The following is a 12,283-nucleotide window of genomic DNA, read 5'->3' on the forward strand; positions in this document are numbered from 1 at the left end:
GATACCCTTTCCTTTGTTAACGCCTGTGTTATCTACTGTAATACGACTGTTTGCAGCCGCTTTGACAGTCGCATGCTTGGCAGCCTCTATAGCTACGGCATAAAGTTCGCTCCCATTGACGGCATCCGTACTCGTAGGCGTAACACGTCCGGCGGCTACGTTCGTAATAGTCCGTACCACTTTATCATTACCTACACTAACGATTCCGCTTGGCCACCCGCCGCTTACACTATAAGTTGCTGTTAAGATTCGGAATCGTAAGAGACATGACATTGTAATCATTCAAGTTTCCCGAAGCTTCCGAACCTTGGCCCAGGGCAACGGAATTTTCTACTGAAACCTTTGCATCTTTCCCAATGGCAACAGATTTTGCACCGGAAACCTGTGCATTCATACCTATAGCCATACTGTTTGCTCCACTTACCTGACTGCTTGCACCTAAGGCCATACTATTTTCTGCACCGGCCAAAACCTTTGCCTGATATCCCAATGCCGTTCCCTTAGACGCACCTGTGTCTACGATAGCTCCTAATCCAACAGCTGACGAGTAATTGGCCAAAGCTTCTGCACCTTCACCTACGGCAGTAGCCGATTCCCCACTAGCCCTGGCGAGCGAACCCAGTGCGGTTGCCTGCGTTCCTTCAGCCTGTGCATTCATGCCAATAGCCGTACTGTTATCTTGATTGGCCAGGGCATCGGTACCTAGTGCAACAGCATACCGCCCTGTTGCCTTGCTATTATAGCCCAGGGCGGTCGAACGATAACCAGACTGGCTATTATAACCAACCGCCGTGTTATCATCCATTTTATGATTTTCATCTAAAACATCGGAATGGGTTGTTTTAGCACTATATCCTAACGCTAATGAATGAGTTCCCCGGGCTGAAGCAAAGGGTCCGATAGCAATAGCATCATCCCCTGTAGCTCCATTATTGTTATAATTACTATCAGTACCTGTAACAGCACCACTTTTTGGATTCATACTATAATAATGAATCTGGGCACTTTTCAGCTGAGCTACGTTAACCGCATCGGTATCTTCCTTACCGGCTGCGACGTTAGTAATCTGACGAGTAAGGTTCTTAGAAGCATCACCGACGGAAACAGCAGCCGCCTTTGATTTCCAGGTGCCAGTGGTATCAGTCTGATGGTCACCATTTGCCGGGTCATAACCATCTGCACCCTTATCGATAACAGCTACGGAACCGGCACCGATGGCTACACCGCCATCGATAGTGGCATTAGCATTATGACCGAGGATGACTGTGTCTTTTTTCTCTGTTGTGATGGGCGCCGTTTCGTCGGCATTGCCGATAATCACGTTATGGGTCTGGTCTTCTGCTACGGCGCGATAATCGCCGATGACCGTATTGGAATCAGCCCCCTTATTGATCGTGACACCCTGTCCCAGCACCTTTACATGGCTGGCATTTGTTACCGTATTTTTAAAACCATTAATAGAATTATAGGAGCTAATACTGCTCTTTTCTCCTACTACTGTATTATTCACACCAATAATAGATGTTTTTTGGGTATAATTCGCTTTATTTCCACCACCAATGGCAAGCGTAGCTCCACCGCTTTCGCTGTCCTGCACTGCCTTCATCAAATTATTCTGCAAAGCCTGTGCTGAGTCTCCCCCACTTGAAGGCGCAGAAGAAATATCAGTGATAGAATTTTGAATTTCATTACCCGCCCCAAAAATCAGAGAACCATTGGAGTTAGAAGCTCTGTTGGCGGTGCCTACGATACTGTTAGCAATTCCAGAATATGGACTGGAAAAAGTAGCCGATTCAATACTGTTCAGAGATCCGGTAATGGTAGCACCAAAGTTCTTGGTTGCAGCAGATGTATCATTACCGCCTTCATAATTTCCCGAAGCAATGGAATATGCCCCCATAACTGTGGAAAATGCACCTGCATTAAAACTGTTAGTTCCCAGAGTCGTTTCAAAAACATTTTTTGACTTTACATTTACATCCTTTTCGTTAGATGTATTAATCGTTACATCGCCTAACTTACCTTGATAATTATGAATGCCAATGGTTAAACCACCTGTGCGGGCATATGAGTTCTGACCAATAGCGATTGATCCAGGAACTCTGGTTGGGTCATCGGGAATTTGTGCCACAGGAACCAATCCCCACCAATAGTCGGGATCATATTTAGGAGTATATGTAGTCTGTCCAAAACCAAACGCTTTTTCCTGTTGTCCGGCCATATTCTCAATGGACACATTATTCCCAATGGCAATGCTGCCGCCCTGACTGGCATAGTTGTCAATGACAGCGCCGCTACCGACTGCTACATCACCAGTTGACTTGCTTTCGCCATTTGAATATTTGATAGTCGCCCCTTTGCCAATGGCTACATTTTCTTTTTTAGGTGCGTTGCTGTTTGTCCCAATAGCAACGCCATCACCACTTCCTGCCGTATTATCCGCAGCCAATACCGGCGAATAAGCCACTCCACCGAAAGTCAGCAGTCCGGCGACGATGGCAGCTCCGGCCGCCTTACCAAAATACCTCTTCTGATGTACATTTGTACTTATAAGCTCGCTCTTACTGGACGATTTGTGTTGGCTTTTCGTTAATTCCGATACGACGACATAGCAATGTCTGGCTTTACTCCAAATGACCTTATACGTTCGATTCATAAAAAGCATCTCCTTTTTTCGTTATTATATGCACTTTATATGATTGATGAAGTGCATATCTGTAATAAAACTGTTATTTCATTATAGCATATAAAGCCGCAAAATAAAGCTGTATATAGCCGTTTTTAAGTCATTGCCAAGTCGTCGTCCTGCACTTTATATTAACTTTTTTAATATATTTTTAATACAATTATTTTCAATTATATATACAAAATAAAGAAAATTTTTCTGTGATTTTTTTTGATAAGTCTGTCGTGGCGGAACGCCGCATCTGAGTCCGAGGAAAAGCCGTGGCTCGTGGCTCGTAAAAGCCTGCCATTATACTCGGATGGACTGTGGTCGAATCTCACAGCGGGCTCGCCACGTGCGAGCCCCTACGCATACTACGCACAAGGCCGTGGGCCGTGTTTTTTTGCGGCCTGCGAACTGCGGTCCCCTACTTATTGTCTTCCAGAAAGGCTTCCGCATCTTGGCGGATTTTTTCCAGGTCCAGGCCCTGGTCGCGGGCCCCGAAGATGCAGCCGCAGTAGGGCTGGCGGTAGAGGTGGTAGGCTTCGGTCATTTTCGTCGATGTGAGGAAGCCGTTGTTTTTCTTGAAGTCCGTCGGCAAGTAGGCGTAGCCGTACTGGTCTTCGATATCCCGGCCGACTTCGTTGATGACCTGCGAGTTCTTATGGGGGCTGACGGTCAGGGTCGTCGTGAAATAGTCATAGCCCAGTTCCTGCATCTTTTCAGCTGTCGCCTTCATGCGCTGGACGAAGCAGACGCGGCAGCGGGCGCCGCCTTCCGGTTCGTCTTCCAGGCCCTTGACGGCTTCAAAGTACGTCTCCGGTTCATAGGGCGCGGCCAGGAAATGGACGTCGTGGCCAGTCTCTTTGTTATAGGCTTCGATAAACTGTTTCTGGACGAGTTCCCGCCGCCGGTATTCGGCTTCCGGATGGATATTGGGGTTGAAATAGTAGACCGTCACATCAGCCACGCCGGTCAACCTATCCAGGACGGCCGTACTGCACGGGCCGCAGCAGGAATGGAGCAGGACCCGCGGCTTGACGCCTTCCTGCTGCCAACGGCGGGCCATGCGCTGGAATACTTTATCGAAGTTGATCCGCTGGTTTTGATTCATGCGGTCCAGAATTTCATGAAAATCAATCATCGTTTATACTCTCTTTCTAATATAGATTTATTTTATATTATACCATAGCATGGATAGCGCCATCGAGTATCTGCCAGAGCGTCAGGTAAAGGCCTATTTTTTATCCCCCCCATGGGCTTATATTGGCCGGGCTTTTTTAGTAAAATAGTAATATAGTTAAATTTCTAAGGAAAAGAGGTTTCATTATGCATATACCTGAAAATTACCTGAGCCCTTCGACGTGCGGTGTCCTCGGCGCCGTCATGGTCCCTATCTGGCTGCTGTCCATCCGCAAGGTCAAGGAAACGGTGCCCCGTGAAAAGCTGCCCCTCCTCGGCATTGCTGCGGCCTTTTCCTTCCTGGCCATGATGTTCAATATCCCCCTGCCCGGCGGTACGACGGGACATGCCGTCGGCGGTACGCTCATTGCCATCCTCTTCGGGCCGTACGCGGCCTGTCTGGCCGTCAGCGTGGCTCTGCTCATCCAGGCCCTGTTCTTCGGTGACGGCGGCATCCTGGCTTTCGGCGCCAACTGCTTCAACATGGCTTTCGTCCTGCCCTTTACGGGATATTTCATCTATCACGGCCTGAAGAAGGTCATCTCGTCGGATACGGTCGCCGCCGGCATCGGCGCTTACGCAGGAATCAACGCAGCTGCCTTCTGTGCCGCCGTGGAATTTGGCATCCAGCCCCTGCTGTTCACCGATGCTGCCGGTCAGGCCCTGTACTGCCCGTATCCCCTGTGGATTTCCCTTCCGGCCATGATGATCGGCCACCTCACCTTGTTCGGCCTGGCAGAAGTCGTCTTCACGACGGGCGTCCTGGCTTATCTTCGCAAGACGTCGCCGGACCTGTTCCAGCTGGCCGCCCCGGCTTCGTCCAATAAGTCCCTCTTCGGTCTCCTGGCCGCCCTCATCGTCGCCACGCCCCTCGGCTTACTGGCTGCCGGTACGGCCTGGGGTGAATGGGATGTGGAAGAACTGGCAGACACGGACTTCTTCGGTTCCGCCCTGGGGTATACGCCGGCAGGCATGGAAAACGGCTTTTCCTTCGATGTCCTCATGCCGGACTACGCCATTGCCGGCCTGCCCGACGCCGCCGGCTACATCATTTCGGCCATCGTCGGCACGGCCTTGCTCATCATCATCTTTAAGATCATCGCGTCCCTCCTGCCGTCCCGGCCGACTTTCGATACGCCGGCTCAGCATTAAGGGGGCTTGTCCATGAAGCTTCCTGAATGGGCAGTCCGCGAAGAAATATATAATCCCGGCAGCGACCGGGATTATTTCATTTCCCGCTCCCTGCTCAAGATCGTCTCTATCCTGACGGCCCTGCGCGGCCAGGGACTGCGGCCGGTCCGGCCCATCGGCGCGGCACCGGCCTTATTGGCTGCCCTGGTCCTCATCGCCCTCATCGTCATGGCCCGGACGACGGCCTTCCTCTGGGCCGTCCTGGCCGGCGAACTGGTCCTCCTCTGCTTCCAACCGGGACGGCCCCTGCGCCGGGCCCTCGGCGCCGCCCTGGCAGCGTCCCTGTTCTGTGCCGTCCTCGTCGCCCCGTCTTTTTTCCTGGGCAATGGCCGCTACGCCTTTCTCCTGCCCTGCAAGACTTTCCTCACCGTGACGGCCCTGATGCTCCTGCAGGAAAACCTGGCCTGGCATGAACTGACCGGCGCCCTGCGGACGTTCCGCGTCCCGTCGCTGGTCATCTTCATCCTCGACACGACGCTGCGCTACATCGCCATCTTAGGCCAGGAAGCGTCCGACCTGCTGACGGCCCTCAAGCTGCGCTCTGTCGGTCACAATCCCGACAAGAAGTCCGCCATGAGCGGCGTTTCCGGCATTTTGCTGCAAAGGTCCCAGCGCCTGTCCCAGGACCTGTACGAAGCCATGTGCTGCCGCTGCTTCACTGGCGATTACCGGCCCTATGAGGACGGCCGGAAGCGCCGTTTCTCTCCCGCCACGGGGCTGCTCGTCCTGGCCCTGCTGGCCTATGTCTATCTCTTCATCCGCCTGGAAGGAGTCCTCTCATGATACAACTCGACGACGTCTGTTTCGCCTATGACGACAGGCCCATCCTCTCTCATCTCACGGAAACCATCGAACCGGGCCAGGCCGTCCTCCTCAGCGGTCCCAACGGCTCGGGGAAATCGACGCTCCTGCGCCTGCTGAACGGCCTGATTTTCCCCCAGCAGGGGACGTATACCTTTGACGGCACGGTCATCACGGCCGGCAAGATGCGGGACCACGCCTATTCCAAATGGTTCCACCAGCGCCTGGGCTACGTCTGGCAGAATCCCGATTCCCAGCTCTTCTGCAGCAGCGTCCGCGAGGAACTGGCCTTCGGCCCGGTCCAGATGGGATTGAAGCCTGAAGAAATCCACCAGCGCGTCGACGATGCCCTGGAACTGCTGGGCCTGACCCGGCTGGCCTCCCGCCCGCCTTACACCCTGTCCGGCGGCGAAAAGAAACGGACGGCCATCGCCTCCATCCTGACCATGAACCCCCAGGTCTGGACCATGGACGAACCGGAAAGCTACCTCGACGCCGACGGCCTGGCTTGGCTTTCAGACTTCCTGCCCAGCCTGAAAGCGGCCGGCAAGACCCTCATCATCGCCACACACCACGCCGACCGCCTGGCCTCCCTTGTGGATAAGGAAATAATTGTAGGGGACGCCTAAAAGGCGTCCCGCAGTTCGCGTTCAAATGCAACCTCTCAGTCAGCTGCGCTGACAGCTCTCCTATTAGGAGAGCCTGTGTTACGCATTATTTAAGATTTTTAACAATTATTCAAAATATTTTATTGATTTTTAGTTTATAAAATTATATAATATAAGTACAAACAGAACAGCAAGACAGAAGATGCAACGCAGCACTTATTTCGCCGTTGCATCTTTTGTTGTTTTCAGACTCAAAAAAGGGGGCAGTGCTTATGTTAATCTACGGACTGGAACAAGCCCTGATGGTGACCCATGGCTATGAAGTGGAATTTAATCAGAAAAAAGAAACGGCCCACCTGGTACAGACGACCGATGGACCGATGAAGACGGAAAAAAGTCACTTGGAATACTTGATGGATAAGTTGATGAAATTCAAATACAGCTATCGCAGATAGGTCTGGAACTGCTGACGATTGGCCTGGATGCGGGGATTGGCGGAGTTGATCTGGCCGGCCCGTTCCAGCCAGGATCCGGCTTTGTCTGCGTTCCCCTTACGGAGGTAGAGGACGGCCATGGCATTGGCCGCATCCGCCGACTGGGGCGAAAAGCGCAGGATTTCCTGGAAGGACTGCCGGGCCTTATCGTCCTGCTTCAATTCCATGGCCACGAGGCCGCGGTTATACCAGGCCTGCAAATATTCGGGACGGCAGGCGACGGCCTGGTCGTAACTGGCGAGGGAAGCTTCGAGCTCCCCTCTTTTTTGTTGCGTCAAAGCCAGGTCATACCAGGCAGCAGGCGACGTCTTGTCCAAGGCCAGGGCACGGCGGAAGTCCCGTTCGGCCAGCCAGTAATCGTGGCGGTCGAAGAAAAGGATGCCCCGATAGAGATAGGCCTGGGCGTCGTCGGGATGGGCGAAGACCTTCTGGAAACCCGTGACCAGGTTATCGTGGGTTCCGTCCGGTGTCTGGGCTTCGGTCCACATCCAGAGGATTTCCTGGCCATAATGCTTGCCCGGCACGGCCCAGCGGCCGTTGAGGCCCGTCCAGGAATCGACCTTACCGTAGAGTTCGGGATGCTTTTCAGCCAAGAGTTCGTAGCGGGGATCGACGATGGCCGTCTTAGGCCGCTCCGTACTGGCATAGGCCAGGAGGTGCTGGATATGGGCCCGAACGCCGAGCTGGGGCGTAGCGAAGCGGGCGCCGGCCACCCGGTTCCCCGTCGCGCCGAGGCCGCAGAAATTGTTCTGGTCCGGCGATACGTCGCCGCCATAGGCAAAGTAGCCCGTTTCCTTCAGGGCCTGGCAAAGGGCCACGTCGGGCCGGATGCCTTCGCGGCCGGCTTCGTCATAATAGGCCTGGACGACGTCTTCCAGGGGCGCGTTCAGTTTGGGGTGAGGATTGCGCTGACGGATGAAATGGACCATCTGGCGGGCCGGTATCGTTGCCGGTCCCAGGATAGTATCGGCCCCTTGGGCGACGTCGAGCATGGGCCGGCCATAGGGCCGGGCCAGCTGCCAGTCTGCCTGCTTCAGGGCCTGGGTATCGGCGCGCAGGGCCTCTCCGGCGGCCCGGACCGGAGCCGGCACGAGGCCCGGCAGCAGGCAGAGGCTGGCCACCAGGGCGGCCGCAACGAGGCCTTTTCCCTTCTTATAAGGCATGGTACGTCCCCTGCTTCCGCTTTTCTTCGGTCATCCTGGAAATATAGGTCCCGTGAACCAGGGGATAGCCTTTGCGTTCGATGATCTGGGCCATATAGTTGCGGAAGGGACACGGCGGCCGATGGTAGCTGTCGGACACGATGCACGACGCAAAATGGATGGTCACATTTTCCTTGGCATCGCCGTATTTCTTCAACTTCTTGGCCAGGTTCTCCAGCTTGGCCGACAGCCCGGCTCCGCAACAGCCGCCGCAGGTCATCATGAGGAAGCGCGTATCCGGCGGATAATCGGCAAAGGTGTCCTTTCGGTTGACAAAGGTATTCATGCAGGCATAGCCGCTGCAGCGCTTGGTGACGATGTCGCACTGGATGACGACGACGAGTTTCGACATAAAGGTCCCTCCTTTAATTATATAAGTATTTATTCAAGAACCGCTGCGTCCAGTCCGCGTCGATGCGGGCCAGGACGGCGTCTTCTGCCGGCAGGTCGTCGGCAAAGTGCTGCTGGAACTGACCGTAGAGCTGGGCCAGGCCATTATTAAAGTCCACATAGGCCTGCTGGCCGCTTTTTTCATCGACCAGGGACAGGCGCAGGGACCCGTCTTTAGCCGTGACGAAATGGCTTTCCGTGACGGTGAAGTCCTTTTCCTTTTCCCCGACCTGGGCCAGGGCCGCTGCCTTGGTCAGTTCCATCAGGCGGTCGTCGAGGCCGGCTTCAAAGATGGCGATTTTTTCCAGCAAATCGGCTTTCGTCCGAACCAGGCGCATGACATACCCCGCCGTGTCCACCATGGCCTTGAACTGGGCCTGGCCGTCGGCCATATCGCGGTCGGCGTTTTCCTGGTCCTTGTCGGTCGGCGCGTAGAAGACCATGAAATGGTGGTCCATGTCGTGATATAAAAAGCCGTAATCGACGTGGACGTCCGTCCCGCAGTGCGGGCAGTGATAGCAGAAAGCCTCCTGCGACTTGACGCGGTCCTTCATATCCGGATCCAATTTCGTATTGATACTGTCCCATACGGTAAAGATACCGGCCTTCTGGCATTTCGGACAGGTAATGCCTACTTCATGATGCATACTCATGGCAGTGCCCCTTTCGTTTTTTCCTATTATACCATAGATTTCGTGGCTCGTGGTTCGTGGTTCGTGGCTAGTGGCTCGTGGCTAGTGGCTAGTGGCTCGTGGCTAGTGGCTAGTGGCTCGTGGCTCGCAAAGGCTCTCCTGATAGGAGAGCTGTCAGCGCAGCTGACTGAGAGGTTTCCCCAACCATGGCAGAAGCCTTCATGCAACAGCCCCTTGTCGGCTGACATCTCTCTACAAATATGATATATTAGAATCATCGATTCAAAGGAGGGATGCTCATGAAAAACGCGTACATCAAATTCATCCTGGCTGCTGTCATTTTCGGCACGAACGGCATCATTGCCAGCCAACTTCCCCTGTCGAGTTACGAAATCGTCCTGACCCGTACGGTCCTGGGCGGGTTATTCCTGCTTCTCCTGGCGACGGCCCGCCATGAATGGGGTAGCCTGCGCCACGTGACCCGGGCCTCCCTGGGCTGGCTGGTCCTGTCGGGCCTCTTCCTGGCCGGGAACTGGCTCTTCCTCTATGAAGCGTATCAGCAGATTGGCGTCAGCCTGGCCACCCTCATGTGCTACTGCGGTCCCATCCTGATCATGATCCTGTCGTACTTCGTCTTCCATGAACCCTTCACGGTCCCCAAGGTAAGTGCCATGGTCATCGTCACCATCGGCATCGTCTGTATCAACGGCGCCGACGTCCAGGCTCACGGCCTGTCGTGGGGCCTGGTCTGCGGTTTCCTGAGCGCCCTTTGCTTCGCCCTGCTCATCATCGCCATGAAAAAAGTCAGCGGCATCGGCGGCATCTTGTCCCCGGCGTGCCAGCTCCTGGTCGCAGCCGTCGTCGTCTCGGCCGTCACCCTGTCCATGCCGTCGGCACCGGTCAGCCTGAATATGAGCCACATCGCCTGCATGATCTGCCTGGGCGTCGTCAACACGGGCCTCGGCTACTACCTCTATTTCTCCGGCGTCCAGCGCCTGTCGGCCCAGAGCGTCTCCATCTGCGGCTATCTGGAACCCTTCACGGCCCTGGCCCTGTCAGCCCTCATCCTCAGGGAAAACCTGACGTCCCTGCAATGGCTGGGAGCGGCCTGCATCCTCGGTGGCGTCGCTCTCAGCGAACTCTGGCATCCCGGAAAAAAGGGATAAAAACTTCTGCAATTCTTCGGTCATGCTGTCCGGCCGATAAGCCAGGACGGCATATTCGGTAAAGTCATCGTCCAAGGAGATGACGCTCAGGCCGGGATAGACATCGCCTTCGGGCATGGGCAGGATGGCAAAGCCCTGGGACAGGCTGAGCAGCAGGAACTGTTCGGACAAACTATAGCACAGGCGGGATTCCTCAAAGGGCTGGCCGAAGACCTGACCGCACGTCCGGCGCATCTTGACGACATAGTCCTGGCTGTTGGACTTGGTCAGGAAGGGCAGATGGGCGATGACTGCCCCCACCGTCCGATACTGGTCCAGCAAAGCCTGGGAGCAGATGAAGGACTGGCGGATGGCGAAAAGGCGCTGGCATGTAAAAGGCAGATCCATGGCCTGGGCATCGGAAAAGAGGAAGCCATCCAGGGCCCCGTTCCCCAGGCTTTCTCCCAAGGCCTCTATGTCATGGAAACTGAAATACATCTTACATTCGGGAAAATCTTCTTCAAAGCGGCGCAGCCACCGGGCTTCGATGTATTCCTGCATGGCAATGCCCAGGTAGAGGCCCTTCCGCTGTTTCAGCCGCAGCGAGCCGCGCAGGTCCTGGTATTCCTGACAGATTTTTTTCATGCCTTCATAGAAGCGCCGCCCTTCTGCCGTCAGCGAGACGCCACGGTGTTCCCGGCAAAAGAGACGGCAGCCCAGTTCTTTTTCCAGCTGGGAAATATATTTCGTCATCGTCGTCTGGGCGATGTGGCACTTCCGGGCGGCTTCGGTGAAATTGTTCAGCCGTGCCGCTTCCAGGAAGTATTGTATCTTCGCAAGGTCCATGATATCGCTCCTATCCATCACTTTTTTTCATGGCAATGGCCAAAGGTTTCATTAGTCAGACCCTGACAAGCATGATAAAATAAGGGCGTTTTAGAAAGGAGTCCGGCTAATGAGCTATTTTTCCATTGTCTTATCGCAAATCATCGGTTTCGTCATCTATCTCCTCATCGGCATGGTTGCCGTGCGTATGCACGTCCTGGACAGCCGTTCCCTTGGCGTGTTCTCGCAATTCATCACCAAGGTCTCCATGCCCCTGCTCTTGTTCACCAATACCCTCAACGGGGCGACGCGTCAACAGTTCATCAGCGCCCTGCCGATCCTGGCCATTTCCCTGTTGATGTACTTCCTATTATACCTGCTCTGCCGCTTTTTGGCACGCCTCTTCGGCTTGAAAGGCAATGAAAATCACGTCTACCGGGCCTGCTCCATGTTCGGCAACATCGGCTTCATGGGTATTCCCATCATTGCAGCCCTCTTCCCGGAACAGGGTATGCTCTACATCGCCTTGTTCACGGTCATCGACCAGCTCCTGCTGTGGACGCTGGGTGTCAATCTGACGGCGCCGGTGGACCGGGAAAATACCATGTCCGTCACCAGCCGCCTAATGAAGATGATCAATCCGGCGACAATCGCCATCATCCTGTCCATCCTGGGCCTCTTCATCGGACTCCACCTGCCGGAACCCATCAATGCGGCCCTGACCAAAGCCGGACTCCTGACACCCCCCATGGCCCTGATTTACCTGGGCGGCCTGTTCTGCTACATCGACATCCCCCAGTACATCCGAAAGAAAGAAATCTATGGCGCCGTCGCCGTCAAGATGTGCCTCTTCCCGCTCGTCTTCTATGAAATCTGCCGATTCCTGCAGGTCCCTCATGACATAACCCTCACCATGAGTATCCTGCCGGCCCTGCCCAGTATGGCCGTCATCGTCATGCTGGCCCAGAACCAGCACTCAGACAGCAATTACGCCGCCGGCATGCTCCTGGTCACGACACTCTGCTCCATCATCACCATCCCCCTGGTCTGCCTGGGATTGGGATGAAAAAAGAGATTGCCGCACATGCGACAATCCCTTTTTTTGTAATCCTTTATTCGTAGGGGCCGTCCCAAAGGGCGGCCCGCAT

12 protein-coding genes and 1 pseudogene are annotated in these 12,283 nt (G+C 54.7%); 6 read left to right on the forward strand and 7 right to left on the reverse strand.

From position 1 onward, the window contains the following. Window positions 1-57: 57 nt before the first annotated feature. From NOS26_RS11655 to NOS26_RS00380, 3 genes and pseudogenes are all read right to left on the reverse strand, one after another. Window positions 58-282, reverse strand: a pseudogene (locus tag NOS26_RS11655) (hypothetical protein); the annotation flags it as partial. Further along, window positions 230-2,656 (reverse strand): ESPR-type extended signal peptide-containing protein, encoded by a 2,427-nt coding sequence (locus NOS26_RS00375; RefSeq protein ID WP_255917098.1) that lies wholly within the window; start codon window positions 2,654-2,656, stop codon window positions 230-232. The pseudogene NOS26_RS11655 and the gene NOS26_RS00375, both read right to left, overlap by 53 nt. A 436-nt stretch (window positions 2,657-3,092) precedes the next feature. Further along, window positions 3,093-3,809 carry an epoxyqueuosine reductase QueH gene (locus NOS26_RS00380; RefSeq protein WP_014016376.1) on the reverse strand — a complete coding sequence of 239 codons (717 nt, stop codon included), beginning with the start codon at window positions 3,807-3,809 and terminating at the stop codon, window positions 3,093-3,095. A gap of 185 nt (window positions 3,810-3,994) precedes the next feature. Between NOS26_RS00380 and cbiM the strand changes: the two genes are divergently transcribed. The 4 genes from cbiM to NOS26_RS00400 all read left to right on the forward strand — a co-directional run bounded on the left by cbiM (window position 3,995) and on the right by NOS26_RS00400 (window position 6,902). Further along, window positions 3,995-4,999 (forward strand): cobalt transporter CbiM, encoded by a 1,005-nt coding sequence (gene cbiM / locus NOS26_RS00385; RefSeq protein WP_072982924.1) that lies wholly within the window; start codon window positions 3,995-3,997, stop codon window positions 4,997-4,999. Window positions 5,000-5,011: 12 nt separating this feature from the next. Further along, window positions 5,012-5,821, forward strand: coding sequence for an energy-coupling factor transporter transmembrane protein EcfT (locus NOS26_RS00390; RefSeq protein WP_255917099.1), 810 nt, complete (start codon window positions 5,012-5,014; stop codon window positions 5,819-5,821). Then, on the forward strand, window positions 5,818-6,468 hold the full coding sequence (locus NOS26_RS00395) for an energy-coupling factor ABC transporter ATP-binding protein (protein WP_014016373.1): 651 nt from the start codon (window positions 5,818-5,820) through the stop codon (window positions 6,466-6,468). Before NOS26_RS00390 ends, NOS26_RS00395 begins: the two co-directional genes overlap by 4 nt. A 251-nt stretch (window positions 6,469-6,719) precedes the next feature. After that, window positions 6,720-6,902 carry a hypothetical protein gene (locus tag NOS26_RS00400; RefSeq protein ID WP_014016372.1) on the forward strand — a complete coding sequence of 61 codons (183 nt, stop codon included), beginning with the start codon at window positions 6,720-6,722 and terminating at the stop codon, window positions 6,900-6,902. Here NOS26_RS00400 and NOS26_RS00405 read toward each other — a convergent pair. From NOS26_RS00405 to NOS26_RS00415, 3 genes are read right to left on the reverse strand one after another with little or no spacing between them, the layout of a single operon-like run. Beyond that, window positions 6,890-8,104 carry a tetratricopeptide repeat protein gene (locus NOS26_RS00405; RefSeq protein ID WP_095340482.1) on the reverse strand — a complete coding sequence of 405 codons (1,215 nt, stop codon included), beginning with the start codon at window positions 8,102-8,104 and terminating at the stop codon, window positions 6,890-6,892. The genes NOS26_RS00400 and NOS26_RS00405 overlap by 13 nt on opposite strands. Continuing rightward, window positions 8,094-8,495: a CGGC domain-containing protein gene (locus NOS26_RS00410; protein ID WP_027894833.1), complete on the reverse strand. Its 402-nt coding sequence runs from the start codon at window positions 8,493-8,495 to the stop codon at window positions 8,094-8,096. The genes NOS26_RS00405 and NOS26_RS00410 overlap by 11 nt, the downstream gene beginning before the upstream one ends. 13 nt (window positions 8,496-8,508) lie before the next feature. Then, window positions 8,509-9,186 carry a CpXC domain-containing protein gene (locus NOS26_RS00415; protein WP_022496949.1) on the reverse strand — a complete coding sequence of 226 codons (678 nt, stop codon included), beginning with the start codon at window positions 9,184-9,186 and terminating at the stop codon, window positions 8,509-8,511. 278 nt (window positions 9,187-9,464) lie between these two features. Between NOS26_RS00415 and NOS26_RS00420 the strand changes: the two genes are divergently transcribed. Further along, complete coding sequence (locus tag NOS26_RS00420; protein WP_014016368.1) at window positions 9,465-10,331, forward strand: DMT family transporter; 867 nt, start codon at window positions 9,465-9,467, stop codon at window positions 10,329-10,331. Here NOS26_RS00420 and NOS26_RS00425 read toward each other — a convergent pair. Continuing rightward, on the reverse strand, window positions 10,221-11,156 hold the full coding sequence (locus NOS26_RS00425) for a LysR family transcriptional regulator (RefSeq protein ID WP_014016367.1): 936 nt from the start codon (window positions 11,154-11,156) through the stop codon (window positions 10,221-10,223). The genes NOS26_RS00420 and NOS26_RS00425 overlap by 111 nt on opposite strands. A 109-nt stretch (window positions 11,157-11,265) precedes the next feature. Between NOS26_RS00425 and NOS26_RS00430 the strand changes: the two genes are divergently transcribed. Then, complete coding sequence (locus NOS26_RS00430; protein ID WP_074787223.1) at window positions 11,266-12,201, forward strand: AEC family transporter; 936 nt, start codon at window positions 11,266-11,268, stop codon at window positions 12,199-12,201. Window positions 12,202-12,283 lie beyond the last annotated feature (82 nt).

Source organism: Megasphaera sp. SC8-1 (genome assembly GCF_024436295.1).
Classification (GTDB): Bacteria; Bacillota; Negativicutes; order Veillonellales; family Megasphaeraceae; genus Megasphaera; species Megasphaera elsdenii.

Bases quoted from the DNA above. Each gene is read 5' to 3' on its own strand.
- NOS26_RS00410 (WP_027894833.1), bottom strand. From the start codon at position 8,495: ATGTCGAAACTCGTCGTCGTCATCCAGTGCGACATCGTCACCAAGCGC.
- NOS26_RS00400 (WP_014016372.1), top strand. From the start codon at position 6,720: ATGTTAATCTACGGACTGGAACAAGCCCTGATGGTGACCCATGGCTAT.
- NOS26_RS00420 (WP_014016368.1), top strand. From the start codon at position 9,465: ATGAAAAACGCGTACATCAAATTCATCCTGGCTGCTGTCATTTTCGGC.
- cbiM (WP_072982924.1), top strand. From the start codon at position 3,995: ATGCATATACCTGAAAATTACCTGAGCCCTTCGACGTGCGGTGTCCTC.
- NOS26_RS00430 (WP_074787223.1), top strand. From the start codon at position 11,266: ATGAGCTATTTTTCCATTGTCTTATCGCAAATCATCGGTTTCGTCATC.
- NOS26_RS00415 (WP_022496949.1), bottom strand. From the start codon at position 9,186: ATGAGTATGCATCATGAAGTAGGCATTACCTGTCCGAAATGCCAGAAG.
- NOS26_RS00380 (WP_014016376.1), bottom strand. From the start codon at position 3,809: ATGATTGATTTTCATGAAATTCTGGACCGCATGAATCAAAACCAGCGG.
- NOS26_RS00390 (WP_255917099.1), top strand. From the start codon at position 5,012: ATGAAGCTTCCTGAATGGGCAGTCCGCGAAGAAATATATAATCCCGGC.
- NOS26_RS00395 (WP_014016373.1), top strand. From the start codon at position 5,818: ATGATACAACTCGACGACGTCTGTTTCGCCTATGACGACAGGCCCATC.
- NOS26_RS00375 (WP_255917098.1), bottom strand. From the start codon at position 2,656: ATGAATCGAACGTATAAGGTCATTTGGAGTAAAGCCAGACATTGCTAT.
- NOS26_RS00405 (WP_095340482.1), bottom strand. From the start codon at position 8,104: ATGCCTTATAAGAAGGGAAAAGGCCTCGTTGCGGCCGCCCTGGTGGCC.
- NOS26_RS00425 (WP_014016367.1), bottom strand. From the start codon at position 11,156: ATGGACCTTGCGAAGATACAATACTTCCTGGAAGCGGCACGGCTGAAC.